The 24,154-nt window shown below is 74.9% G+C and carries 22 protein-coding genes; 10 read left to right on the forward strand and 12 right to left on the reverse strand.

Annotated features, from left to right (window positions below; translation table 11 throughout):
* The first annotated feature begins 36 nt into the window (after positions 1 to 36).
* Positions 37 to 315, forward strand: a complete 279-nt coding sequence (locus tag ACFYZY_RS01545; protein ID WP_388688508.1) for a hypothetical protein — start codon at positions 37 to 39, stop codon at positions 313 to 315.
* Here ACFYZY_RS01545 and ACFYZY_RS01550 read toward each other — a convergent pair.
* Entirely contained in the window at positions 303 to 950 is a 648-nt protein-coding gene (locus tag ACFYZY_RS01550; protein ID WP_388688511.1) for an HAD family hydrolase, read from the reverse strand. The genes ACFYZY_RS01545 and ACFYZY_RS01550 overlap by 13 nt on opposite strands.
* A gap of 175 nt (positions 951 to 1,125) precedes the next feature.
* The gene (locus ACFYZY_RS01555) at positions 1,126 to 2,235 is read right to left on the reverse strand and encodes a hypothetical protein (protein ID WP_388688514.1); all 1,110 of its coding nucleotides are present in this window, start codon (positions 2,233 to 2,235) and stop codon (positions 1,126 to 1,128) included.
* A 72-nt stretch (positions 2,236 to 2,307) separates the two neighbouring features.
* Between ACFYZY_RS01555 and ACFYZY_RS01560 the strand changes: the two genes are divergently transcribed.
* On the forward strand, positions 2,308 to 4,866 hold the full coding sequence (locus tag ACFYZY_RS01560; protein ID WP_388688517.1) for a helicase-associated domain-containing protein: 2,559 nt from the start codon (positions 2,308 to 2,310) through the stop codon (positions 4,864 to 4,866).
* Positions 4,867 to 4,940: 74 nt separating this feature from the next.
* On the opposite strand, the gene ACFYZY_RS01565 is transcribed toward ACFYZY_RS01560, so the two are convergent.
* Positions 4,941 to 5,513, reverse strand: coding sequence for a Uma2 family endonuclease (locus tag ACFYZY_RS01565; protein WP_388688520.1), 573 nt, complete (start codon positions 5,511 to 5,513; stop codon positions 4,941 to 4,943).
* A 134-nt stretch (positions 5,514 to 5,647) separates the two neighbouring features.
* Here ACFYZY_RS01565 and ACFYZY_RS01570 point away from each other — a divergent pair, with 134 nt between their 5' ends.
* A complete protein-coding gene (locus ACFYZY_RS01570; RefSeq protein ID WP_388688523.1) occupies positions 5,648 to 7,288 on the forward strand; it encodes a DNA repair helicase XPB in 1,641 nt (546 codons plus the stop codon).
* A gap of 144 nt (positions 7,289 to 7,432) precedes the next feature.
* Here the strand turns inward: ACFYZY_RS01570 and ACFYZY_RS01575 are convergent, their stop codons facing one another.
* Both ACFYZY_RS01575 and ACFYZY_RS01580 read right to left on the reverse strand, forming a co-directional pair.
* Positions 7,433 to 7,810: a hypothetical protein gene (locus ACFYZY_RS01575; RefSeq protein WP_388688526.1), complete on the reverse strand. Its 378-nt coding sequence runs from the start codon at positions 7,808 to 7,810 to the stop codon at positions 7,433 to 7,435.
* A gap of 70 nt (positions 7,811 to 7,880) precedes the next feature.
* Entirely contained in the window at positions 7,881 to 8,069 is a 189-nt protein-coding gene (locus tag ACFYZY_RS01580) for a hypothetical protein (RefSeq protein ID WP_388688529.1), read from the reverse strand.
* 413 nt (positions 8,070 to 8,482) lie between these two features.
* Here ACFYZY_RS01580 and ACFYZY_RS01585 point away from each other — a divergent pair, with 413 nt between their 5' ends.
* The 4 genes from ACFYZY_RS01585 to ACFYZY_RS01600 all read left to right on the forward strand — a co-directional run bounded on the left by ACFYZY_RS01585 (position 8,483) and on the right by ACFYZY_RS01600 (position 12,955).
* Positions 8,483 to 10,570 carry a HelD family protein gene (locus tag ACFYZY_RS01585; protein ID WP_388688532.1) on the forward strand — a complete coding sequence of 696 codons (2,088 nt, stop codon included), beginning with the start codon at positions 8,483 to 8,485 and terminating at the stop codon, positions 10,568 to 10,570.
* Positions 10,567 to 10,977: a VOC family protein gene (locus ACFYZY_RS01590; RefSeq protein ID WP_388688535.1), complete on the forward strand. Its 411-nt coding sequence runs from the start codon at positions 10,567 to 10,569 to the stop codon at positions 10,975 to 10,977. The genes ACFYZY_RS01585 and ACFYZY_RS01590 overlap by 4 nt, the downstream gene beginning before the upstream one ends.
* 282 nt (positions 10,978 to 11,259) lie before the next feature.
* Positions 11,260 to 12,627 carry an FG-GAP-like repeat-containing protein gene (locus ACFYZY_RS01595; RefSeq protein ID WP_388688537.1) on the forward strand — a complete coding sequence of 456 codons (1,368 nt, stop codon included), beginning with the start codon at positions 11,260 to 11,262 and terminating at the stop codon, positions 12,625 to 12,627.
* A complete protein-coding gene (locus ACFYZY_RS01600) occupies positions 12,557 to 12,955 on the forward strand; it encodes a hypothetical protein (protein WP_388688539.1) in 399 nt (132 codons plus the stop codon). The genes ACFYZY_RS01595 and ACFYZY_RS01600 overlap by 71 nt, the downstream gene beginning before the upstream one ends.
* Positions 12,956 to 13,466: 511 nt before the next feature.
* Here the strand turns inward: ACFYZY_RS01600 and ACFYZY_RS01605 are convergent.
* From ACFYZY_RS01605 to ACFYZY_RS01620, 4 genes are all read right to left on the reverse strand, one after another.
* Complete coding sequence (locus ACFYZY_RS01605; RefSeq protein WP_388688540.1) at positions 13,467 to 13,901, reverse strand: DUF6892 domain-containing protein; 435 nt, start codon at positions 13,899 to 13,901, stop codon at positions 13,467 to 13,469.
* 84 nt (positions 13,902 to 13,985) lie between these two features.
* Positions 13,986 to 14,894 carry an aminoglycoside phosphotransferase family protein gene (locus ACFYZY_RS01610; RefSeq protein ID WP_388688542.1) on the reverse strand — a complete coding sequence of 303 codons (909 nt, stop codon included), beginning with the start codon at positions 14,892 to 14,894 and terminating at the stop codon, positions 13,986 to 13,988.
* Positions 14,895 to 15,051: 157 nt separating this feature from the next.
* Positions 15,052 to 15,762 (reverse strand): copper homeostasis protein CutC, encoded by a 711-nt coding sequence (locus ACFYZY_RS01615; protein WP_388688544.1) that lies wholly within the window; start codon positions 15,760 to 15,762, stop codon positions 15,052 to 15,054.
* A 51-nt stretch (positions 15,763 to 15,813) separates the two neighbouring features.
* Positions 15,814 to 16,776 (reverse strand): hypothetical protein, encoded by a 963-nt coding sequence (locus ACFYZY_RS01620; RefSeq protein WP_388688546.1) that lies wholly within the window; start codon positions 16,774 to 16,776, stop codon positions 15,814 to 15,816.
* Between the two features lie 196 nt (positions 16,777 to 16,972).
* On the opposite strand from ACFYZY_RS01620, the gene ACFYZY_RS01625 reads away from it, so the two are divergent.
* Together ACFYZY_RS01625 and ACFYZY_RS01630 are read left to right on the forward strand one after the other, a co-directional pair.
* Positions 16,973 to 17,260, forward strand: coding sequence for a heavy-metal-associated domain-containing protein (locus ACFYZY_RS01625; RefSeq protein ID WP_388688548.1), 288 nt, complete (start codon positions 16,973 to 16,975; stop codon positions 17,258 to 17,260).
* Positions 17,261 to 17,431: 171 nt separating this feature from the next.
* Entirely contained in the window at positions 17,432 to 19,699 is a 2,268-nt protein-coding gene (locus ACFYZY_RS01630; RefSeq protein WP_388688550.1) for a heavy metal translocating P-type ATPase, read from the forward strand.
* Between the two features lie 232 nt (positions 19,700 to 19,931).
* On the opposite strand, the gene ACFYZY_RS01635 is transcribed toward ACFYZY_RS01630, so the two are convergent.
* The gene (locus ACFYZY_RS01635) at positions 19,932 to 21,452 is read right to left on the reverse strand and encodes a chitinase (RefSeq protein ID WP_388688551.1); all 1,521 of its coding nucleotides are present in this window, start codon (positions 21,450 to 21,452) and stop codon (positions 19,932 to 19,934) included.
* Positions 21,453 to 21,964: 512 nt separating this feature from the next.
* On the opposite strand from ACFYZY_RS01635, the gene ACFYZY_RS01640 reads away from it, so the two are divergent.
* On the forward strand, positions 21,965 to 23,185 hold the full coding sequence (locus ACFYZY_RS01640; RefSeq protein WP_388688553.1) for a YncE family protein: 1,221 nt from the start codon (positions 21,965 to 21,967) through the stop codon (positions 23,183 to 23,185).
* Positions 23,186 to 23,209: 24 nt separating this feature from the next.
* On the opposite strand, the gene ACFYZY_RS01645 is transcribed toward ACFYZY_RS01640, so the two are convergent.
* A complete protein-coding gene (locus ACFYZY_RS01645) occupies positions 23,210 to 23,548 on the reverse strand; it encodes a hypothetical protein (RefSeq protein ID WP_388688555.1) in 339 nt (112 codons plus the stop codon).
* Positions 23,520 to 24,143: an RNA polymerase sigma factor gene (locus ACFYZY_RS01650; protein WP_388688557.1), complete on the reverse strand. Its 624-nt coding sequence runs from the start codon at positions 24,141 to 24,143 to the stop codon at positions 23,520 to 23,522. The genes ACFYZY_RS01645 and ACFYZY_RS01650 overlap by 29 nt, the downstream gene beginning before the upstream one ends.
* Between the last annotated feature and the right edge of the window lie 11 nt (positions 24,144 to 24,154).

Raw genomic sequence — 24,154 nt, forward strand, 5'->3', positions numbered from 1 at the left:
GGTGTGTTCCTCCGGCCCGGGAACTACCCTGGCCGGATGCGCAGTGAAACCCCCGCCGCGCCGGTGGACGACAGCGTTCCCGGTGACGGTCTCGTCAAGGCCGGTGTGATCCTCTTCGCGATCGGCGCGGTCGCGACGCTGGTCACCGTGGCCCCGCTGTTCCTCGGGACGGACCCGTTCCCCACCGTCGCGTACACCGTCTCCATGCTGATGGGGGTCGGTTTCCTCGTCGCGGGCGCCGGACTGATGCGGTCGATCGCGGCCCAGCGCCGCCGTGACAGGGCCGGCGCGGACGCCCCCGCTCAGGCCCGGTAGCCCTCCCACCAGGCACGGAAGTCCGTCAGGTCCGTCAGGACCACGTCCGCGCCGGCCTCCCGCAGCTCCTCGGCGGAGCAGGGTCCGGTCGCCACGGCCACCGAGAGGGCGCCCGCCGCCGCGGCGCCCCGGACGTCGCCGGTGTGGTCCCCCACGTACACGCGGGCGCCGTGGGCGCGCAGGGCCTCCGCCTTGCCCTCGGCCCACAGACCGCCGACGAGCTCGTCGGGCTCCATGCCGAGGTGCTTCATGTGCAGCGCGGCGTGCGGGCCGTTCTTCGCGGTGACGACGAGCGTCCGGCCGCCCGTCTCGTGGACGGCCCGGAGCGCGTCCCTGGCGCCCGGCATCGGGACCGTGGGCCCGATCGCGTGGCGCGGGTAGAGCGACCGGTAGCGGGCCGCCATCTCCGGGACGCGCTCCTGGGGGAACCAGTACGCCAGCTCGTGTTCGAGCGGCGGCCCGAGGCGGGTCACGGCGAGGTCGGCGTCGATCGCGACGCCGACCTCGGCCGCGAACGCCTCGTAGGTGGCCTTGATGCCGGGCCGGGTGTCGAGGAGGGTCAGGTCGAGGTCGAACCCGACGGTGAGGGGCGCGTCGGGGCCGCCGGGGGTACGGGCGGTGTTCGGGGAGGTCATGTCCCCATTCTCGGCGGGTGCGCGAGCGGGCGGACGGGTCGGGTGGACGGGACCGCGCGCCGGGCCGGGGTTCCCGGAGCGCACGGGTCGGGCGGGTCGGGGTCGCCCGTACCCGTACGGGCCGGAGCGGGTCGGGATCGTCCGTACGGGTCGGGCGGGCGCCTCGGGGGCGGGCTCAGTGCCTGCGGGGTCTGCGGGCGCGCCACAGCAGGAACAGGGCCGAGGCGACCGCCGCGCCCCTCAGGACCCACGGCCAGGTCTCGGAGACCGCCGCGCCCATCGCCTCTCCGCCCGCGCCCACCGGGGCTCCCCAGCGCCCCTCGACGCGGCCCCACAGCCAGACGATCCCGGACGCGGCGGAGAGACCGGGGATCACCAGGACGGCCGCCTTCGCCTCGCCGGGGGTCAGCCGGCGGGAGGCGTGGGCGAGGAGCCAGCCCGCGGCCAGGGCGACGAGCGAGCCGAAGACGGCGCCCCCGAGGAGGAGCAGCGCGGCCAGCAGCACGAAAGAGCCGGCGAAGCGGGGGCGGGACGGGGCCGCCGGCTCCGCCGCCGGGGCGGGTTCCGGGGTCCCGGCCCGGCGCCGGCGGAGCAGCCGGGCGAACGGGCGGCGCTTCCCCGGGGCCGGGTCCCCGGCCTCCTCCTCGTCCTCGTCCTCCGGGGGCTCGGGCGGCCTGAAGAGGTCCGGACGCTCGACCCCGCCGACGAAGCCGGGGACGCCCGCGGCCTCCTCCTCCGCCCGCCACCAGTCGGGCTCCCCCGGCCCGTCGAAGGCGGCTCCGGCCACGCCCCCGTGGAACAGGGGGCCGCCGGGGTCCGACGCGCCGGGGCGCGGTGCCGGGATTCCGGGCCTTCCGGGACCGGACCCGGCCGGGCCGCCCGCCCCGGAGCCGTCCCGGGCGCCGGTGCCGGGCGGGGCACCGCCGGAGCTTCCCCCACGGCCCCTCTCCCCCCTGCGGGACGGCTTCCCCGTACGGGGCCCCGGCGCCGGCCCCCGTACGTCCTCCGGGTCCCGCGCCGCCCCCGGGTTCCCCCCGCTTCCCCGGACGCCTCCCCGCTCCGGGGCCGCCCGGTCCACCACCTCGTCCGGGCTGCCCAGGTCGCCGAGGATGCCGCGCACCGCCGCCGGGTCCTCCTCGCCGCGGGTGGCGCGCCGCCGGTCGATCTCGTTCCGGAGCGTCGACACCAGCCGCGCGCGGTCGCCCGCCGGCAGTTGCCGTCGCTGTGCCAGATCGCCGACCCGGCTCAGATAGTCGTCGACCAACCGGTCGCTCTCGATCCCCACGGTGTCCCTCCACGGCCGGTTCGCCCGGTACGGCCCGACGTTAGCGCCTGAACAGCGGCTAACGTGGGGCGGATGGGGATCGGTGAGCACGACCGGGAGGCGCACGTGCCCGAGGGAACTGGTGCCGTCACGGCGCCCCGCACGCTCGCGGAGGCGCTGCGCGCGCGGGGCGACGAAGGGCTCGCCGCACTGCTGCGCGCCCGCCCCGACCTGCTGAATCCCGTACCGAACGACCTGACGCAGCTGGCGACCCGGGCCGGGACGCGGGGGTCGGTGGTGCGGGCCCTGGAGCGGCTCGACCGGTTCGCCCTCCAGACCGCCGAGGCGCTCGCCGTCGCACCGGACCCGGCCCCGTACCCCGTGCTCCTGGCCCTGCTCACCGGCGACGAGGGCGACCCGGTGATCGAGGCGGCGCTGCCGGACGCGGTGGCGCTGCTGCGCGAACAGGCCCTGGTGTGGGGCGAGGACGACCGGCTGCGGCTCGTACGGACCGCGCGGGAGCTGCTGGCGCCGTCGCCGCAGCACCCGTCGCCGACCGGGCTCGGGCCCACGGTGGGCGAGGCGACGGCCGGGATGTCGCCGGGCCGGGTGCAGGAGATCCTGACGGCGGCCGGGCTCGCCCCGACGCACGACCCGGTGTCGGCGGTGGCGGCGCTGACCGGGCTCTTCACCGACCGGGACCGGATGGGCGCGCTCCTCGACGAGGCGTCGCCGGAGGCGCTGGCCGTCCTGGACCGGCTCGTGTGGGGCCCGCCGTACGGCGAGGTGACGGCGAACCCGACCCCCCCGGTGCGCTGGCTGCGCGACCGGGGCCTGCTGCTCCCGGTGTCGGAGCGGACGCTGGTGCTGCCGCGCGAGGTGGCGCTGCACCTGCGGGGCGGGCGGGCGCACCGGACCCCGGAGCCGGTGGCGCCCGAGGTGCGCGTCCTGCGCGAGCACCGCCCCGAGGCGGTGGACGGCGCGGCCGCCGGACAGGCGCACGCGGCGCTCGCGACCGTCGAGGAGCTGCTGAAGTCCTGGGACGGGGGCGGCCCGCAGGTGCTGCGGGCGGGCGGCCTCTCGGTGCGGGACCTGCGGCGGACGGCCGCCGCCCTGGACGTGACGGAGCAGGCCGCGGCGTTCTGGCTGGAGCTCGCCCACGGGGCGGGGCTGCTCGCGTCGGACGGCGAGGCGGACGAGCGGTACGCGCCGACGCCCGCCTACGACCACTGGCTGGACCTGCCGCCCGCCGAGCGCTGGACCCGGCTCGTCACGCCCTGGCTCGCCGCGACCCGCACACCGGGGCTGGTGGGCGGGCAGGACGCCAAGGGCCGTACGCTCGCCGCGCTCGGCCCGGACCTGGACCGGACGGCCGCGCCCGAGGTGCGGCACCGGGTCCTCCACCTCCTGGCGACGCTTCCGCCGGGGGCCGCCGCCGACCCGGAGACGCTGTTCGCCCGGCTCCGCTGGGAGCACCCGTCCCGGGGCGGGGCGGCGCGGTCGGGAGCGCGGGGGCCCGCGACCGGGCCGGAGGCCGGCCTCCCCGGCGACCTGCGGTCCCGGCTCGCGCGCTGGACGCTCGCCGAGGCCGAACTCCTCGGGATCACCGGCCGGGGAGCCCTGGCGGGACCGGCCCGCGCCCTGCTCAACCTGCCGCTGACCGGGGCCGCGTCGCCCACCGCCCCGGGCGGCGGGGTCGAGGAGGCGGTGGCCGCCGAGCGGGCGGCGGAGCTGCTCGCGCCGCTGCTGCCCGAGGCCGTCGACCACGTCCTGCTCCAGGCCGACCTGACGGCCGTCGCGCCCGGCCCGCTGCGGCGGCCGCTGGCCGAGGCGCTCGCGGTCCTCGCGGACGTGGAGTCGAAGGGCGGCGCGACGGTCTACCGGTTCACCCCCGGTTCCGTACGGCGGGCGCTCGACGCCGGGCAGACCGCGTCCGACCTGCACGCCTTCCTCGCCGCGCACTCCCGCACGCCGGTGCCGCAGCCGCTCGCGTACCTGGTGGACGACGTGGCCCGGCGCCACGGGCACCTGCGGGTGGGGGCGGCGACCGCGTACGTGCGCTGCGACGACGACACCGTGCTGGGCGAGATCCTGGCCGACCGGCGCTCCGCCGCCCTGGGCCTGCGGCGCCTCGCGCCGACCGTGCTCGCCGCGCGGACGGACCCGGCGACGCTGCTCGACGGGCTGCGGTCGATGGGGTACGCCCCGGCGGCCGAGTCCGCCGAGGGCGACGTCCTGGTGACCCGCGCCGACGCCTACCGCACGCCCGCCCGGACGGCCCCCGTGCCCGTGCCGGACGGCCCGCCCGCCCCCGACGACGCGCTCCTGGGCGCGGCGGTGCGCGCGATCCGGGCCGGTGACCGGGCGGCGACGGCGGTGCGCGGGGGTCCGGCGGCCCCGGCGCCCGCCGGGTCCCTCCCCCGCACCTCCGCCGCCGAGACCCTGGCGACCGTCCAGGCCGCCGTGATGACCGGCTCGGCGGTCTGGATCGGCTACGTCAACGCGGACGGCGCGGCGAGCCAGCGCGTGATCGCCCCGGTCCGCGTGGAGGGCGGTTTCGTGACGGGCTACGACCACACGGCCGACGAGGTGCGCACGTACCCCCTGCACCGGATCACGGGCGTGGCGGAACTGGCGGACGACCAGGTGTGAGCGGGGCCGGGGGCGGCCCGGGCCGGGGCGGACGGGACCGGGGCGGCCCGGCCCCGGGGCGAGCGGGGCGGGCGTCAGCGGCGCGGGGCCACCAGCGCGCCGGGGTCGAGCTTCAGCGGGAAAGGCCCCTCCACGGCCGTCTCGCGCCCGGCCTCGGCGACGAGGCGCTCCACGTAGTGACCGTCCCGCGGCTCGGGGACGACGAGGGCGGGCACGGGCTCCCGTTCGAGGCGCCACGGGTGCTCGATGCCGTCCTCCGCGTAGTACGGCGGCTTGGGCAACCGGTCCGTGCGGCGGCCTGAGGACGACGGCGAGACGATCTCGACGACGAGGAACACGGCGTCGGCGTCGCACGTCACCGGGTTCTCGGCGGCGGCCGCGGCCTCCACGACGACGAGGTCGGGGATGAAGAGCCCGTCGGGCAGGACGGCGTTGACGGATTCCGGCACCTCGGCGGAGACGCCGGCCGCCTGGACGGCGGAGTCGAGCAGACTCCACAGCCGGGACGACGCCCGCTGGTGCGTGAATCCCGGAGCCGGTGACGTCAAGGGTGCTTCCCCCGTCGATTCGCGACGCCCACCACGGTCCTCCCCCAGAGCCAGTACCTCTTCTACCGTCCGGGGCCCGTAATGCGGATCGTGGGCCACGCTCGTCTCCCGTCACCTCCCTCGCGCGGAAACCGGTGCCCCCGGTGCGGCAGCCCCTGCCGGCAAAGGCCCCGCATCAGGCAGACTGGAGGATTGGCCGTCGCCGGAGCGGCCCGGGAAGGACCTGATCACGCGTGAACGGACCGCTCATCGTCCAGAGTGACAAGACGCTGCTCCTGGAGGTCGACCACGAGCTGGCCGACGCCTGCCGCCGGGCCATCGCGCCCTTCGCGGAGCTGGAGCGGGCGCCCGAGCACATCCACACGTACCGGGTGACGCCGCTCGGGCTGTGGAACGCGCGGGCCGCCGGGCACGACGCCGAGCAGGTCGTGGACGCGCTCGTGGAGTACTCGCGCTACCCCGTGCCGCACGCCCTGCTGGTGGACGTGGCCGAGACCATGGACCGGTACGGGCGGCTCACCCTCTCCAAGCACCCCACCCACGGGCTGGTGCTGACCACCACCGACCGGCCCGTCCTGGAGGAGATCCTCCGGTCCAAGAAGGTGCAGCCGCTGGTCGGGGAGCGGATCGACCCGGACACCGTGGCCGTGCACCCCTCCGAGCGCGGGCAGATCAAGCAGACCCTCCTGAAGCTGGGCTGGCCGGCCGAGGACCTCGCCGGGTACGTGGACGGGGAGGCGCACCGGATCGACCTCGCCGAGGACGGCTGGAGCCTGCGCCCGTACCAGAAGCAGGCCGTGGAGGGCTTCTGGCACGGCGGTTCCGGGGTCGTCGTGCTGCCGTGCGGCGCGGGCAAGACGCTGGTCGGCGCCGGGGCGATGGCGGAGGCGAAGGCCACGACGCTGATCCTGGTGACGAACACCGTCTCCGCCCGCCAGTGGAAGCACGAGCTGGTGAAGCGGACCTCGCTGACCGAGGACGAGATCGGCGAGTACTCCGGTACGAGGAAGGAGATCCGGCCGGTCACCATCGCCACGTACCAGGTGCTCACGACCCGCCGGAAGGGCGTCTACCCGCACCTGGAGCTGTTCGACTCGCGGGACTGGGGCCTCATCGTCTACGACGAGGTGCACCTGCTGCCCGCGCCCGTCTTCAAGTTCACCGCCGACCTCCAGGCCCGGCGGCGGCTCGGGCTGACCGCGACCCTCGTGCGCGAGGACGGGCGCGAGTCGGACGTGTTCTCGCTGATCGGGCCGAAGCGGTTCGACGCGCCGTGGAAGGAGATCGAGGCGCAGGGGTACATCGCGCCCGCCGACTGCGTCGAGGTCCGGGTGAACCTGACCGACTCGGAACGGCTCGCGTACGCGACGGCCGAACCGGAGGAGAAGTACCGCTTCTGCGCGACGACGGCGACGAAGCGGAAGGTGACGGAGGCGCTGGTGCGGAAGTTCGCCGGGCAGCAGATCCTCGTCATCGGCCAGTACATCGACCAGCTCGACGAGCTGGGCGAGCACCTCGACGCGCCGGTCATCAAGGGCGAGACGCCGAACAAGGAGCGGGAGCGGCTCTTCGACGCGTTCCGCACCGGCGAGATCAGCGTGCTCGTGGTGTCGAAGGTCGCGAACTTCTCGATCGACCTGCCGGAGGCGACGGTCGCCATCCAGGTGTCGGGCACCTTCGGGTCCCGGCAGGAGGAGGCGCAGCGCCTCGGCCGGGTGCTGCGGCCGAAGGCCGACGGCCACCAGGCGCACTTCTACTCGGTGGTCGCCCGGGACACCATCGACCAGGACTTCGCGGCGCACCGGCAGCGGTTCCTGGCGGAGCAGGGCTACGCGTACCGGATCGTGGACGCGGACGAGCTGCTGGCGCCGTAGCGTCCCGGAAGGGGCGCGGGGGCCGGCGGGGCGCACGGGGGTGCCAGGCGCGCGCTCCTCGACGGCGCCGCCGGAGGGCCGCTCTCCGACGAACCGCACGCGTACGAGCCCGCCGGCGGCGGCGGAGGCCCGCCGGACCGCGTTCTAGTCCAGAGCCGCGAGGACCGGGCCGGCGAGTGCCAGGGCGTACTGGGCGGCGACGAGGGCGCGGCGGGGTGCGGCGAGGGCCGCCGCGCCCGCGAGGCAGCCGAGGGCCAGGGCCCAGAAGCCGGCCGTGAGGAACCCGCCGCCCACGCCGTCGCCGTCGACGGCGTCGACGAGTCCGAAGGCGGCGGTGAGCACCAGGCACCCGGCGAGGAGGAGGAACCCGCAGAGCGCGAGGACGCGCAGGGCGCGGGTGCCGGGCGCGGTGGGCGCGGTCGGGCCGATGGGCGCGGTGGGGCCGGTCTGCACGGTCGGGCCGATGGGGTCGGTCGGGCCGATGGGGTCGGTCGGGCCGGTGGGGTGGGTCGGCGTCGTCATGCCCCGATCCCACCAGGGCGGGCGGGGGCGGTGGCAGGCGTCGCGGTACTCAGCCGGGCGGTGCGCGTACTCAGGCGGAAGCGCGTTCGGGCACGTACCTCGGACGGGGGTCGCGCACCCCCGCCTCCGGCGGGCCGTAGTCGCCGAGGAGGACGACCCCGGCCGCCGCGCCGCCGAAGGCACGCAGGGCGCGCAGGGCGAGGCCGGGGCGGCGGGTGCGGAAAGCGGCGGTCACGAGGGGGAAGGCGGTCGCGGACATGTCTCCATGGTGGAATCCGGGCATGCCGCGCACGTCGCCCTGAGGGGTGAACCGGGGAGGGGTCGGGGTCGGACGTGAGAGCTACGCCGTCCCCTACGGGATGTACGCCGGGCCCTTACGGGACGCGTGCGCCAGGTCTCGCGGGGCCGTACGCCGGACCCTTACGGGACGCGCGCGCCGGGCCTCGCCCGGAACCGTGCGCGGAACCCGTAAGGGACACACGCCGGACCTCGCGCGGGCCGTACCCGGAACCCGTACGGGACGCCCGTACCGGCGGAAAAGCCGTTCGCCCCCGGCCCTCCCCAGGGTCTACACTCGCCAGCTTCCCCGCCTCCCTCCGTGGAGCGCCGCCGTCCGGTCGGAAACCGGCGGCCACTTCGCCGTGTCCGCGCGTCCGCCCCGGAGGCTCCACCGTGTCCGCACCCGACCTCGATCCCGATCCCGATCAGCAGTCGTCCGCCGGCGATCCGCTCGCGCGCGAACGCGCCCATCTGGCCGCCTCCCGCGCCGCCCTGCGCGCGATGCGCGAGGACGTGCAGGCGCTGGACATCAAGGACGTCACCGCGAACTGGGTCAACGCGGCCGTCCTGGAGCGGCAGATCGAGGACCGGATCAAGGCGCTCGCCGACCTCTCCGGGACCCCGCTCTTCTTCGGGCGCCTCGACTACCTGCACACCACGCGGGAGGGGCAGCCCGTCGCCGGAGACGACCCGATCGGCACCGTCTACATCGGGCGGCGGCACGTCCACGACGCCGCCGGCGACCCGATGGTGATCGACTGGCGCGCCCCGGTGTCGCAGCCGTTCTACCGGGCGTCCCGGAAGGACCCGCAGGACGTGGGGCTGCGGCGCCGCTTCGGGTACACGGGCGGCGAGCTGACCGCGTACGAGGACGAGCACCTGTCCGACCCGGAGGAGCTGGAGCGGACGAGCCGGCTGCTCCAGGCGGAGATCGAGCGGCCGCGCGTGGGCCCCATGCGGGACATCGTGGCGACGATCCAGCCCGAGCAGGACGAGATCGTCCGGTCCGGCCTCTCGGGTTCGGTGTGCGTGCAGGGGGGACCCGGGACCGGCAAGACGGCCGTGGGCCTGCACCGCGTCGCGTACCTCCTCTACGCGCACCGGGAGCGGCTCGCCCGCACCGGCACCCTGGTCGTCGGGCCGAACCGTTCCTTCCTCCACTACATCGAGCAGGTGCTCCCCGCGCTGGGCGAGCTGGAGGTGAAGCAGGCGACGGTGGACGACCTCGTGGCGCACGTGGAGGTACGGGGGACGGACACGGCGGCGACGGCGGTCGTGAAGGGCGACGCCCGGATGGCGCAGGTGCTGCGGCGGGCGGTCCGCTCGCACGTGACGCTGCCGGAGGAGCCCCTGACGGTGGTGCGCGGCTCGCGCCGCTGGCGGGTCCCCGCGTACGAACTGCAGGAGATCGTAAGGGAGTTGCTGGACCGCGACATCCGGTACGGAGCGGCCCGCGAGGCCCTTCCGCAGCGGGTCGCGCACGCCGTGCTCGTACGGATGGAGCAGGCGGGCGAGGCGCCGGACGACCGGGTGCAGAACGCGGTCGCGCGGAATCCGGCGGTGAAGGCGTTCGTGAAGGCGTGCTGGCCGCCGGTGGACCCGGCGAAACTGGTGCTGCGGCTCCTTGGCGACGCGGAGTTCCTGGCCGCGCACGCGGAGGGGCTGCTCACGGAGGACGAGCGGAAGCTGCTGCTGTGGGAGAAGCCGGCCCGGAGCGTGCGGACGGCGAAGTGGTCGGCGGCGGACGCGGTGCTCGTGGACGAGGTGAAGGACCTGGTGGAGCGGACGCACTCGCTCGGGCACGTGGTCCTGGACGAGGCGCAGGACCTGTCCCCCATGCAGTACCGGGCGGTGGGCCGCCGCTGCACGACCGGTTCGGCGACGGTCCTGGGCGACCTGGCGCAGGGGACGACGCCGTGGGCGACGGAGAGCTGGGCGCAGGCGCTCGGGCACCTGGGGAAGCCGGAGGCGGTGGTGGAGGAGCTGACGGCCGGTTTCCGCGTGCCGCGCGAGGTGATCGCGTACGCCTCGCGGCTGCTTCCGCACATGTCGCCGGGGCTCGCGGCGGTGGAGTCGGTCCGGGACAACCCGGGTTCGCTGGTGGTCCGGCGCACGGAGGACCTGGACGCGGACGTGGTCGCGGCCTGCGCCGAGGCGCTGGGCCACGAGGGCTCGACCGGCCTGATCGCCGCCGACGCGCGGATCGCGCCGCTCGCGGAGGCGCTGACGGCGGCCGGGCTCCCGCACCTCTCCCCCGGCGAGGAGACGACGGCCGAGTCCCGGCTGACCCTGGTGCCGGCGTCGCTCGCGAAGGGCCTGGAGTACGACTACGTGGTCCTGGACGAACCGGCGGCGGTCGTGGACGGCGAACCCGACGAACGCACGGGCCTGCGGCGGCTGTACGTGGCGCTGACGCGTGCGGTGTCGGGGCTGACGGTGGTGCACGCGGCGCCGCTGCCCGAGCAGTTGGGCGAGCTGTGAGCGCGGGCGCCCCGCACCACGTCGAGGTGTGGGTGGGCGACCTGGAACGCGCCGAGGCGGACTTCGGGTGGCTGCTCGGCGCGCTCGGGTACGTGCCCTTCCAGCGGTGGGAGGGCGGCCGGAGCTGGGCGCTCGGCTCCTTCTACCTGGTGGTCGAGGCGTCCCCGGCCCGGACGTCGGACGTGCACGACCGGCTCCGGCCGGGCCTGAACCACCTGGCCTTCCACGCGGGCGACCGGGCCGCCGTCGACGCCCTGGCCGCCGAGGCCCCCGCGCACGGCTGGCGGTTGCTCTTCGCGGACCGGCATCCGTACGCGGGCGGCGAGGGGCACTACGCGGCGTACCTGGAGAACGCCGACGGTTTCGAGGTGGAACTGGTGGCCGATCCCCCGTCCCGGGGGGCGTGAGGGCCCCGGGGCGCCCATCCGCTGCGGAGAACGCCGGACGGCCCCGGGGTGAAGGGACGGCGACGGAGGAGGTCGTTCACCGCCCCGTTCATGTACGGCGGGCGCCTGTCCACGGCGAGGTGCCGGTGATTTAATCGGCGACGACTTTGCCCGGCCGAGGGGGGTCCTCCGGCGGCCGGGGTCGTCTTCTCCGGGCGGCCGAGCGACGCGCGCCCGTGAACCGCGGACGCGTTCCCGCCCAGTGACGAGAAGTCACGGCGAATGTGGGTGATGAACATCCGAATGAAGAAACGTTTTGGCGTCGTGGGCACCGCTGCCCTGTGCGCCCTGCTCGGCCTGCAGACGGGCAGCGGCAGCGCGAGCGAGATGGCGGGCGGGGAGGTGCCGGCGGCTGCCCCGTCCACCACCGGCACCTCCGGCGGACCGACCGGTTTCCCGTACGTCGGATCCGCCGCCGCCCAGCGGGACGGAACGGGGGTGTCCACCGTGCGGGCGGTTCCCCGGGGCCCCCGCCACGACTACAACGGCGACGGCCGGAGCGACATGGCCGCCTGGTACGACTACGCCGGGGGCGACGACGGCATGCGTGCCTTCCTCGCCGGTGCGGACGGCGGTTTCGCCGCGCCCAACAGGGCGTGGCAGTCCCCCGCGGGGAACTTCTGGGCCGAGCACATGAAGCGCGTCACCGGTGACTTCAACGGGGACGGGAAGGGCGACGTCGCCGCCTTCTACGGTTACGACGACGGACGGGTCTCCCTCCTCACCTGGCTCGGCACCGGCGACGGCACCTTCGCCGCCCACTTCGCCTCCTGGGCCGTGGCCCCCGGCAACTGGACGTTCGACGCCATCACCGCCGAGGCCGGCGACTTCAACGGTGACGGCCGCGACGACATCGCCGCCTGGTACGACTACGCCGACGGCCACGACGCCCTCATCGGCTTCTCCCTCGACGCCACCGGGAAGCTCGGCAACCGGCGTGAGCTCCTGAACGCCGTGCCGGGGTGGTACGAGCGGTCCCAGATGCGCCCCGTCACCGGCGACTACAACGGTGACGGGCGCGACGACCTCGCCACGTTCTACGGCTACAGCGACACCCGGGCGAAGGCCATCACCTTCGTCGCCAAGGCCGACGGCACGCTCGGCGACGCCCTGCACAGCTGGTCGGAGCCCAAGGGCTGGTCCCTCGCCCGGGTCCACATGTTCGAGCGCTACAGCAGCCCCCCCGCCCCTGCCCGTCTGCCCGGTCGTCTACGGGCACGGCGGCTACCCCACCGGGGAGAACGCCTGGCAGCGCGACCAGATCCGTCAGCCGAACCACCCGAAGGGCCTCGCGGAGCAGAAGAGCTGGGGAGCGGGCGGCGTGGAGGCCGACCTCCAGCTCACCAAGGACGGCACCAAGGGCGTGATGTGGCACAACAGCACGACCAGGGGCCTCACGGGACCGAATGCCAAGATCACGGACATCTGGTGGGCCACCGGCTCCGACCAGCTGAAGGGCCGCACGATCGACCGGGGACCGTACGCCGGCGAGACCGTGTACACCTTCCGCGAATGGCTCGACAGCGCCAGGGCCCAGAACATGGCCGCCTTCGTGGAGCTCAAGGGCGAGGCCGGGCAGTCGCTGCTCAACACCAACGCGTCCATCCGTGAGACCGCGTGGAACGAGGTCATCGCCCCCATCAGCGAGCGCGTCGCGAAGCAGAAGATCATGATCTACACGGGTGCCGACAACACCGACCTGAAGGCCGAACTCACGAAGCGCCTCACGGCCGCGGGGCTCGGCGCCACGCCCACCGGCCACCCCCGCTGGGTCGACTCGGCGGCGGTCGGCTGGGAGGAGCCCGCTCCGCCGGCCTCCGCCCAGTACGCCACGTGGCAGGAGAAGCTGGACCAGTTCGCCACGCCCGTCTCCTCGCAGGCGATGGTCACCACGTGGCCCAAGGAGCTGAAGTCCTGGCTGAGCGGAAAATGCCTCTGACGCCCGGACACCACCCGGGATGAGGGGCGTGGGGGACACGGCGGCGCCGTCGTCCCTCCGACGAGTCGCGGCCGGGGGCCCCGCCCCGGCATGACGAAGGGCTGGACCTGTCGGTCCAGCCCTTCGTGTTGTTCGTGGCGGGTCGGGCCCTCTTTCAGGTCGTGGCCGGGCAGCTCGGGTCAAGGTCCGATGCGTCGTGCCACCAGCACGGTTCCGACGGGCAGGAAGGCGGTGAAGAGCGTGGCGAGCGCTCCGACCAGGAGAACCAGCGCCCGTGCGGCCCATTTCTTTCCCCTTGCCGGCTCCACCTCGTTCATGGACCGCAGGCCGACAGGGGAAAGGGCGTGAGGTCATTGCCCCGAACCGGCAACGAAGGCCGCTGTTCCGTGCTGTCGGCCGGGCACCCTGCCGTGGGGGGCCGACCGAAGAGGCCCGGGGGAAACGTCCTGGTCCGAGGCGGGGAAGAGGGGTTCCCGGGTGGTCCGGAGGCGGCAAGCCCCGGCGCCGGGGCTCAGTCGGTCTCGATGCCGCGCGCGGCGAAGATCCCGGCCGCGTCCGGCACGGCCAGGACGCCGTCCTCCACGAAGGTGACCTCCCGCAGGTGGGGCAGCAGGGCGAGGTCGTCGAGCGAGCGGACGTCGAACAGGTCGTCCTCGCCGTCCCAGGCGGGGGCGCAGTGCCGGAAGACCTCCGCCCCGGCGTCGAAGCACAGCTCCTCGACGCGGGCGAGCAGCTCGGCCGGGATCTCCAGGGCCTCGAAGTGGGCCCGGGACTCCGGCAGCACCTCCTCGTGGAGGCCGTTCTCCAGGACGTGGGACGCCGGGTCGCCGATCCCCCGCGCGGCCAGCCGCGCGAACAGGTCGTAGACCGGGAGGAGCGGCTCGGGGCCGTACATGAGCTCCTCGATGACGAGCAGCTTGAGGTTGAAGTCGCGGAACTGGCTCATGGGACAGGAGTACCACGGAGGTGTGACACGGGTCCGGCCCCGAGAGGAGGGCGGCGGCGGTCCGGAGCCGCCCTCCCCGGCCCGCTACGCGTATTCGGCCAGGGCCTGGGTCCAGGTCCTGCGGGCGACGGCGGCCAGGACGGGGTTCGGGACCGGGGCGGTGCCGGGCCCGGGCGCGCCGCCGTAGTGGTACTCGGTCACCACGCCCCAGCACAGGGCCCAGCCCCGGCCGCGCGCCCAGGTGGCGTCGTCGACCCCGGACGCCTCCCGGAAGAGGGGGCGGGTCCCGGGGGTGAGGAGGCTCCAGGCGGCCATCATGTCGCAGGCCGGGTCCCCCGTGCCGAGGCCGCCGAAGTCGATGACGGCGTGCAGACGGCCGTTCCTGGTGAGGAGGTTGCCGGGGAGCAGGTCGGCGTGGACCCAGACGGGGGCGCCCCGCCACGGCGGGAGGCGCAGGACCGACTCCCACGCCTCCGTGACGGCGGCGGCGTCGAGCGTGCCGTCCGCGCCGAGGGCCTCGGTCGCCGGCTTCATGGCGCCCCGTTCCCAGTCGGTGACCGGGCCGCCCCGGAAGGACGCCGGGCCGCCGGTCGCGTCCACCGCGCGCAGGGAGACGCCGAAGCGGCCCAACGCGACGGCGGCGTGGGCGAGATCGGTGACCGGGGCGCGGTACGCGTCGTCCCCGTCGAGCCATCCGTACACCGACCAGGGCCGGTCGAACCCCTCCCCCGGCACGCCGTGTCCGACGGGCACGGGGACGGGCAGCGTCAGGTGCGGGGCGAGGCGCGGCAGCCAGTACCGCTCCTTTTCGGCGTGTTCCCCGGACCACTCGGCCTTCGGCAGGCGTACGGCGAGGTCGTCCCCGAGCCGGAACATGGCGTTGTCCGTCCCCGCCGAGTCCACGGCCCGCACGGGCAGGTGCGCCCACGCGGGGAACTGCGCGGCGATCAGGCGCTCGACGAGGGCGGCGTCAGGGGTGCGGGGAGCGGTCACGCGGGCGAGGCTAGCCGTCCGCGCGGGAGGCGGCGACACGTTTTCGCGGCCCTCCGCCGGTCGTCCCGCGCGGCGGCGCCGTGCGCCGCGCGCCGGTCCGTCGACCCGTCGGCCCGCGCGCGTCCGGCGGGACCGCGAAGCGCCGCTACCCGGTCCCTCAGGGCTCCGGGGTCGCGTCCACCGCCTCGCGCCACGTGCGGACCGCGTCCGCCGACACGGGGGCCGTCCAGCCCCCGGGGCGGGCCGCGCCGCCGATGTGGAAGGCGTCCAGGCCCGCCGCGCGGAGCCCGGGGAGGTGGTCGAGGCGCAGGCCGCCGCCGACGAGGATCCGGGCCTCGTAGCCGGGCTCGCCCGTGCGGGCGGCCTCGGCCGCGAGGGTGGCGAGGCCGTCGTCCACGCCGGTGGGGGCGCCGGCCGTGAGGTAGGTGTCGAGGCCGGGCAGGCCGGCGAGCTCCTTGCGCAGCCGGTCGCGGTCGGCGGCGCGGTCGATCGCCCGGTGGAAGGTCCAGCGGCAGCCGTCGAGGACGGCGACCAGCCGCTCGACGGCCACCAGGTCCGGCTCGCCGTCGGGGGTGAGGAAGCCGAGGACGAACTCGTCCGCGCCGGCTTCCCGGAGGTCGGCGGCGCGCGTCACGAGGGCCTCGACGCCCTCCGGGCCGCCGGACGAGAACCCGTCGGCGAGGCGGAGCATCACGCGCAGCGGGATGTCGACGGCGGCGCGGATCGCGGCGAAGCCGGCCCCGGACGGGGTGAGCCCGTCCGCCGCCATGTCGGTGACGAGTTCGAGCCGGTCGGCGCCGCCGGACTGGGCGGCGACCGCGTCTTCCTCGTCGAGGGCGATCACCTCAAGGACTGCACGGTTGCTCATCGAGCCCATTCCTCCATGAATGACGGCTACAGGTCTAGTCCAATGTCCACCCTATCCGTGCGGGTGGCCCCCCGCATCGTGCCCGTCGCCACCCTCCGGGGAAACAACCGCTCCGGACGCGCCCGCCCGTACCGTGAAGGCCGCCGTCCGCACCTCGCCCCCGTGCCGGAAGTCGAGGAACAGGCGGTACGCGCCCGCGCTGGGCGCCGTCGCCGTGAAGGAGACGTCCGGGCCGGGTCCGCCCTCGTTCGGGTGGACGTGGAGGTAGGCGAGGTCGCCGTCGCGCAGGGCGACGAGGTGTCCGTACGCCCCGAGGTAGGGCTCCAGGTCGGTGACCGGCTTCCCGGCCCTGGTGACGGTGAACCGCAGCCCGCCTGGCTTTCCCGGGTCCAGGGTGCCGCCGAGCCGGACCCGGTAGCCGTCCACGGACGCGGTGGGCGCGGCGGCGGGCAGCGGCTTCGGGGCGTACTCGCCCGGTACGGAGAGGTCGGCGCCGAGCGTGAGGGCCCTGGCGCCCGGCGCGGCGGGCTTGAAGTCCGCGAAGGCCCGGTAGGCGCCGGGGGCGGGCAGGTCGGCCTCCACGGTCCAGGTGCCGTCGGCGGCCTTCACCGGGTGCAGGTGGCGGAAGACGGTGAGGTCGCGCGAGGCGACGACGAAGTGCATCTCCTTCTCGTGCTCGGTGGCGAAGGCGGTGACCCTCCCGCCGGACGCGTCCCTGACGGAGAACCTCAGGACGCTCCTGCCGGGGGCGGGCGTCGGGGTCTCCAGGGCGAGGGTGTAGCCGCCGTCCGAGATCTGGAGCCCGCCGGGCGCGTCCGCGGCGGCACCCTCCTCGTGGCCCGCGTGCCCGCCGGCCGCCGGGTCCTTCGAGGGGGCCGGGGCGGTCGCGTGCGCGCCGTGCTCCGCCCGTTCCGGCCCGCCGAGGGGGCCGACGCCCCTGCCGACCCCGTACGCGGCCCCGAAGGTCGCGGCGAGCGCGGCGGCATAGGCAGTGATCCTCACACCGGTGTTCATGACTGCTCTCCCGTACGTGGGCGGCGCGGGCCGCCGTGCGGTGGCCCCTTCCATGCACGTCACGATACCCCCGGGGGGTACCAAGTCAAGTCGGCGCTCCCCCTTGCTCCTCATACGGCAGGGGGGTATACATGGAGTCGTGAGCGGATACCCCCCAAGGGTATGCGAGGACGTAGAATCGACCGAGGAGAAAGCCATGGGCTCCTGCTGCACCCCCGACCACAGCTGCTCGACCGGCGCGGACGGGGCGGCCGCCGTCGCGACCGCCGACACCGCCACCACCGTCTACGCCGTCTCCGGCATGACCTGCGGCCACTGCGGGTCCGCGATCACGGCGGCCGTCGGCGCCCTGCCCGGCGTCCTCTCCGTGGACGTGGACGTCACCGGCGGCCGGGTGACCGTGACCACCGGCGGCGCGCCCGACGACGCCGCGGTCGCGGCGGCCGTCGACGAGGCGGGCTACGAACTGACCGGACGGGCCTGATCCGTCACCGGCCCACCACCGGACCGGGCCGCCGGACCCGGTCCTCCGGCGGGACCGGTCCGGCGGTGGGCCCGGCGGGCCCACCGCACCACCCCCGGCCACCGGGGCCCGCCCGTACCGCACCGGACGGACCCCGGCCTCCGGCCCCGTACCCCACGAGGAGCAGACCTCATGACCACGACGACCTCCGGCACGGCCCGGGTCGAGCTCGCCATCGGCGGCATGACCTGCGCCTCCTGCGCGGCCCGCATCGAGAAGAAGCTCAACCGCATGGACGGGGTCGAGGCCACCGTCAACTACGCCACCGAGAAGGCGAAGGTCACCTTCGACGCGGACGCGGGCATCGGCGTCGCCGACCTCATCGCCACCGTCGAGGCCACCGGTTACACCGCCGCCGAGCCCGAACCCCCGGAGGACGAGACCGCCGGCGCGGGCCCCTCCGACGAGGAGAGGGCCGACGAGGAGCTGCGGCCCCTCAGACAGCGGCTCGTGACCGCCGTCGTGCTCGCCGTTCCCGTCATCGCCATGGCGATGGTCCCGGCCCTCCAGTTCACGTACTGGCAGTGGCTGAGCCTCACGCTCGCCGCGCCGGTCGTCGTCTACGCCGCCTGGCCCTTCCACAAGGCCGCCTGGACCAACGCGAAGCACGGCGCGGCCACCATGGACACCCTGATCTCGGTCGGTACGACCGCCGCGTTCCTGTGGTCGCTGTGGGCGCTGTTCTTCGGCACCGCCGGCACGCCCGGCATGACGCACCCCTTCGAGTTCACGATCGCCCGCTCCGACGGCGCCGGGAACATCTACCTGGAGGCCGCCGCCGGCGTCACCGCCTTCATCCTGGCGGGCCGGTACTTCGAGGCCCGCTCCAAGCGGAAGGCGGGCGCCGCGCTCAAGGCCCTGATGCAGCTCGGGGCCAAGGAGGTCACCGTCCTGAAGGACGGCCGGGAGGTCACCGTACCGACCGCCGGGCTCCGCGTCGGGGACCGCTTCCTGGTCCGCCCCGGCGAGAAGATCGCCACCGACGGCACCGTGGTCGAGGGCTCGTCCGCCGTGGACGCCTCCATGCTCACCGGCGAGTCCGTCCCGGTCGAGGTCAACGTCGGGGACGCCGTCACCGGCGCCACCCTGAACGCCGGCGGCCGGCTCGTCGTCGAGGCCACCCGCGTCGGCGCCGACACCCAGCTCGCCCGGATGGCGAAGCTGGTCGAGGACGCGCAGAACGGCAAGGCCGCCGCCCAGCGCCTCGCGGACCGGATCTCGGCCGTCTTCGTGCCGGTCGTCATCGCGCTCGCCCTCGGCACCCTCGGCTTCTGGCTCGGCACCGGACAGGGCCTCACCGCCGCGTTCACCGCCGCCGTCGCCGTCCTGATCATCGCCTGCCCCTGCGCCCTCGGCCTGGCCACCCCGACCGCCCTCATGGTCGGCACCGGCCGCGGCGCCCAGCTCGGCATCCTCATCAAGGGCCCCGAGGTCCTGGAGACCACCCGCAAGGTCGACACGATCGTTCTCGACAAGACCGGCACCGTCACCACCGGCCGCATGACCCTCATCAAGGTCCACACCGCCGGGGACACCGACGAGACCGACGTCCTGCGCCTGGCCGGCGCCCTGGAGCACTCCTCCGAGCACCCCATCGCACGGGCCGTCGCCACCGGCGCCGCCGCCAGGGTCGGCACCCTGCCCGCCCCCGAGGACTTCGCCAACGTCCCCGGCCTCGGCGTCCAGGGCGTCGTCGAGGGCCACGCCGTCCTCGTCGGCCGCGAGAAGCTGCTCGAGGAGTGGGCGATGGAGCTGCCCGCCGGCCTCAAGTCCGCCAAGGACGAGGCCGAGAAGGCCGGCAAGACGGCCATCGCGGTCGCCTGGGACGGCAAGGCCCGCGCGGTCCTGGAGGTCGCCGACGCCGTGAAGGAGACCAGCGCCGAGGCGATCCGGCGACTGCGCGGGCTCGGCCTCACCCCGATCCTGCTCACCGGCGACAACCGGGCGGTCGCGGAGGCCGTCGCCGCCGAGGTCGGCATCGACGAGGTGATCGCGGAGGTCATGCCGCAGGACAAGGTCGACGTCGTCAAGCGCCTCCAGGGAGAGGGCCGTTCGGTCGCCATGGTCGGCGACGGCGTGAACGACGCCGCCGCGCTCGCCCAGGCCGATCTGGGCCTGGCGATGGGCACCGGCACGGACGCCGCGATCGAGGCCGGCGACCTGACCCTGGTCCGGGGCGACCTGCGGACGGCGGCCGACGCCATCCGGCTCTCCCGCAGGACGCTCGGCACGATCCGCTCGAACCTCTTCTGGGCCTTCGCCTACAACGTGGCGGCCCTGCCGCTCGCCGCGGCCGGTCTGCTCAACCCGATGATCGCGGGCGCCGCCATGGCCTTCTCCTCGGTCTTCGTGGTCGGCAACAGCCTGCGGCTGCGGGGCTTCAGGGCGGCCGACGCCTGAGGCGGCGCACGCGGGAAACGGGGCCGGGGCCCGTCCGACGCCGGACGGGCCCCGGCCCGTGGCGCACGCGGCCACGGAGCGGCGGGCGCCGGGGCGGCCCGGATACGGATCCGCGGAGCCGGGACGGCCCGGGTACGGATCAGCAGGCGCCGAGCTGACGCGGGTACGGATCAGCAGGCGCCGAGCTGACGCGGGTACGGATCAGCAGGCGCCGAGCTGACGCGGGTACGGATCAGCAGGCGCCGAGGTCCTGCCACACCCCCCACTCGCCGGTGGTGCCGGGCTCCTCGCCGGTCGTCCACCACTTGGCCTTCCAGGTGTGGCCCTTGTGGGAGACCTGCCGGCCGCCGGTGTAGACGGTGGCCCCGGCCCACGGGGCGGCCGTGCACGGGGTGGCGCCGCCGGTGACGGTCAGGGAGAAGACCGCCGAGTGACCGGCCGACGGGCTCGCCCCGTCGACCGCGATCCGGTACGTGCCGGAGACCGCGGCCGTCGTGGTGCTCAGGGTGAGCGTCGAGGAGCCGCCGGCCGTCACGGAGGCGGGGCTGAGGGTGGCGGTGACGCCGGCGGGCAGCCCGCTCACCGAGAGGTTCACCGTCTGCGCCGTGCCGGCGGTGACGGCGGTCTTCACCGTGGTGCTGGTGGAGGAGCCGGCGGCGACGGTGGCGGAGGCCGGGGTGGCGGTCACCGAGAAGTCGTCGGCCGGGGCGGTCGTCCCGCTGGTGAAGGGCGCGAAGATCCGGGAGAAGTCCCAGGTGTTCTGCTGGATGCCCGAGCAGTTGTCGGCGGCCGCGCCGCCGGGGCAGCCGCCGTTGTCGCGCTGGAGCGCCCAGAACGAGAGGGTGTTGATGCCCTTGGAGACGGCCCAGTCGTAGACCGTGCGGGCGTTGGCGAGGGTGAACGTCTCGGCCGGGCCGAAGTCGTCCACGCCGATCATCTCGGTGATGCCGACCATGCCCCAGAGCTGGGCGGGCGTCCTGCCCGGGTAGAGCTTGGCGAGCTGGTCGTACAGGCCCTGCGCGGCCGTCTTGGTGTCGGCGGCCATGTCGTGGGCGGCGTTGTCGTAGTAGTCGAAGGTCATCATGTTGACGACGTCGACGCGGGCGCCGTTGGCGACGGCGTTCTTGAGCACGGCGAGTCCGCTCGCGGCGAGGCCCCGGGTGGTCGTCGGCAGGGTGTACGAGATCTCGATCCGGCGCCCGTTGGCGGCGGCCCAGTCCTGGAGGACCTTGATGGCCTTGTTGCGGCGGTCGACACCGGCGGCGTTGTCGAGGGAGTCGACCTCGATGTCCATGTCCAGCCGGGTGACGTCGTAGGTGGTGATCACCTTCTGGTAGACGGCGGCGATCTGGTCGACGTCGGTGCAGCTGTCGGCGATCTCGGTGCCGGTGGTGTCGGCCGTGTACCCGCCGAAGGACGGGATGACGTCGCCGCCGCGCGACTGGATGGTCTTGATGTCGGCGCCGAAGGAGGACGCGGCGACGGGGGTGGAGGTGTCGCCGTTCCAGTACGCGGTGCAGGAGCCCTTCGCGGCGGTCTGGAGGAACGCCATCGTCAGGTGCTTGGCGCCCGACTGGGCGCTGAGGGCGGCGGGGCTCTCCCCGGTCCACGCCTCGAAGTAGGGGGCGAAGACGTGCTCGGGGAGGGGGGTCGCCGCCTGGGCGGGCGCGCCGGTGACGGCGGCGAGGCCGAGGGCGGCGACGGCGGTCACGGCGGCGGTGAGGGCCGAGCGGAGCGAACGTACGCGTCTCATGGCAGTCCAATGGCTGTGGGGGGGCGGGTGCGTCAACGCCTTTGTCGGGCACGCCTGTTGGCATACGGAGTAGTCCCGGCGGGCCGAGTGCGTCAATGGTCTGGACCAAGTTTGAACAAGTCTTGGACTAGACCACTTGGGCCCTTTCGCGCGGGGCGCGGACGCCGGAAGGGGGCGCGTACTGCGGCGATGCGCGCGGACGGCCCGGACGGCCCGGGGAGCCGCCCCTTTTCCCCGGACCGCGCCGCGGGGAGGGCGACGGAGGTCCTGCCGGAAGTCTTGCCGGACGGGGTCCGGGTCGTTACTTTCCAGTAGCCGGAACATGAACAACGCTCAGCTCTTCCCATGCCCCTCATCCGCGGCCCGCCCCCGGCGGCCGCTCCATGGAAGGAACAGCGATGTCCTCTTCGAGACGGTCCCCCCACGGCACGACGCCCGGCGGCGCGACATCCAACGGAGCGAAGCCCGCTCCGACGCGGTCCCCCTCCCGCGCGTGGCGCACGGTCGCCCCCGTGGCCGCCGCGCTCGTCCTGTCGGTCGCCGCGAGCGCCGCGCCGCCGGCCCTCGCGGCGGAGAACGGCCCGGCCGGCCTGCGCGAGGTCATGTTCGTCGGCAACAACTGGGACGGGACCGCCGACGTCATCGAGGACCGCGGCGCCTTCTCCCGGATCGCCCGGGTGAACGTCGTACCGGACAAGACGCAGCGCCTGGCCGAGATCTACCTCAACCCCGTCAAGCTCGCCTTCTTCCTCGGCATCCGGCTGGGGCCGGGCGAGGGGCACGACCAGTTCGTGGACGACATGTACTCCACGCCCGACGGCTCGGCCGTGGTCGTCTCCCGCCCGAGCTTCGCCGACGTCGTCTCCGTCGACCTGACCACGGGGAAGCTCCGGTGGCGCTTCCCCGTCTCGGGCTTCCGCGCCGACCACATGGCCGTCTCGCCCGACGGCAGGCGGGTCGCGGTCTCCGCCTCGACCTCCAACACGGTGCACGTCCTCGACATCGAGACGGGCGTCCAGGTCGGTTCGTTCGCGACCGGGGACAAGCCGCACGAGAACGTCTTCACCGCCGACGGCCGGTACCTGTGGAACATGTCGATCGGCGAGGTGACGACCGCGCTCGACGACCCGTTCTGGGACTTCACCAAGGGGGACCGGAAGATCACGGTCGTGGACGCCCGGACCTTCGAGCAGGTCCGCGTCATCGACATGCGCGAACGGCTCGACGCGTTCGGCCGCAAGGACCTGTCCGACGCGGTCCGCCCGGCGGTGTTCTCGCCCGACGGGTCGAAGCTGTACTTCCAGGTGTCGTTCTTCAACGGCTTCCTGGAGTACGACGTCGCCACCGACCGCATCACCCGCGTCAAGACGCTGCCGAAGAACCCGGCGACCAGCGAGGACCGCACCACCTGGGTCAACGACTCCCGCCACCACGGCATGTCCATGAGCCCGGCGGGCGACAAGCTGTGCGTCGCCGGGACGATGGACGACTACGCGACGGTCGTCGACCGGGCCACCCTGCAGGAGGGGCCGCTCGTCCCCGCGTCGAAGCCGTACTGGGCGACCGTCAGCGGGGACGGAAAGGCGTGCGTCATCTCCGAGAGCGGTGCCGACGCCGTCACCGCCATCGACTTCGCGACCGGCCGGAAGGTGGCGACGGTGGCGGTGGGCGACCACCCGCAACGCGTGCGCGCCGCCCGGGTCCCGGCGGACTGGACCGGCCCGGTCGGCTGACCGCGCCGCACCCCCGCCGCACCGCTACGGCCCGGCCGGGCCCGGTGACCCGGCCGGGCCCGCCGGAACGGCCGGATGCCCCTCGTGGCCCCGGTCCGCGACGGACAGCCGGCACACGCCGTCCTCGCAGTCGCGCCGCAGGCGGCCCCGCGAGACGGTCTGCGCCAGGCCGACGATCCAGCACATCGGGCAGCCGCGCAGGGCGAGCACGCCGACCGGCAGGAGGAGCAGGCTGACCGGGCCGGTGACCGGAAGGAGCGCGACCGAGCCGATCAGGCCGCCGAAACCGAGGGCGCCCCGGACCAGATGGCGGGACAGGGAAGAACTGGCGAAGTCAGGGCCGGCCGCTTCGGCTGGTGTCACGGGAACCTCCGGGTACGGGCAGGGGGGTGGACGGGGTGCGGAGCGACCGCCGGACCGCGGCGCGGGCGCGGTGGAGGCGCGATTTCATGGCGGCGTCGCTGAGGCCGAGCGCCTCGGCGACCGCGCGCCCGCTGTGGCCCTGGACGTCCCGCATGATCAGGACGTGGCGCTGTTCGGCGGGCAGGGCGGCGACGGCGGTCGCCACCCTGCCCGCCTCGATGCGCTGCAGGACCACGTCCTCGGCCGACTCCACGGCCGGGCCCGGCGGAGCCGCCTTCCCGGCCGGGCCCGCGGCGTCGTCCGGCAGGGGCGCGTGGACCCGGGTCGTCCGGGCGCGCCGCAGGCACTCGTTGCGGACGATGCGGAACATCCACGAGGCCAGGGCGCCGGACGCGCGCAGCATCCCGATCTTCCGGTAGAGGATGATCAGGGCTTCCTGCGCCGCGTCCTCGGCGTCCTCGGGGGTGGCGCAGAGCGAGCGGGCGAACCGCCGCACGTTCGGGTGCGAACCCGACACCAGGGCGGCGATCGCGTCGACGTCGCCGCTCCGGGCGGCGGTGACCAGCCGTTCGCCGGGCCAGGACGCGTCAGCCACGGGTCTGCTTC

This window comes from Streptomyces sp. NPDC001744 (assembly GCF_042892575.1).
GTDB lineage: Bacteria > Actinomycetota > Actinomycetes > Streptomycetales > Streptomycetaceae > Streptomyces.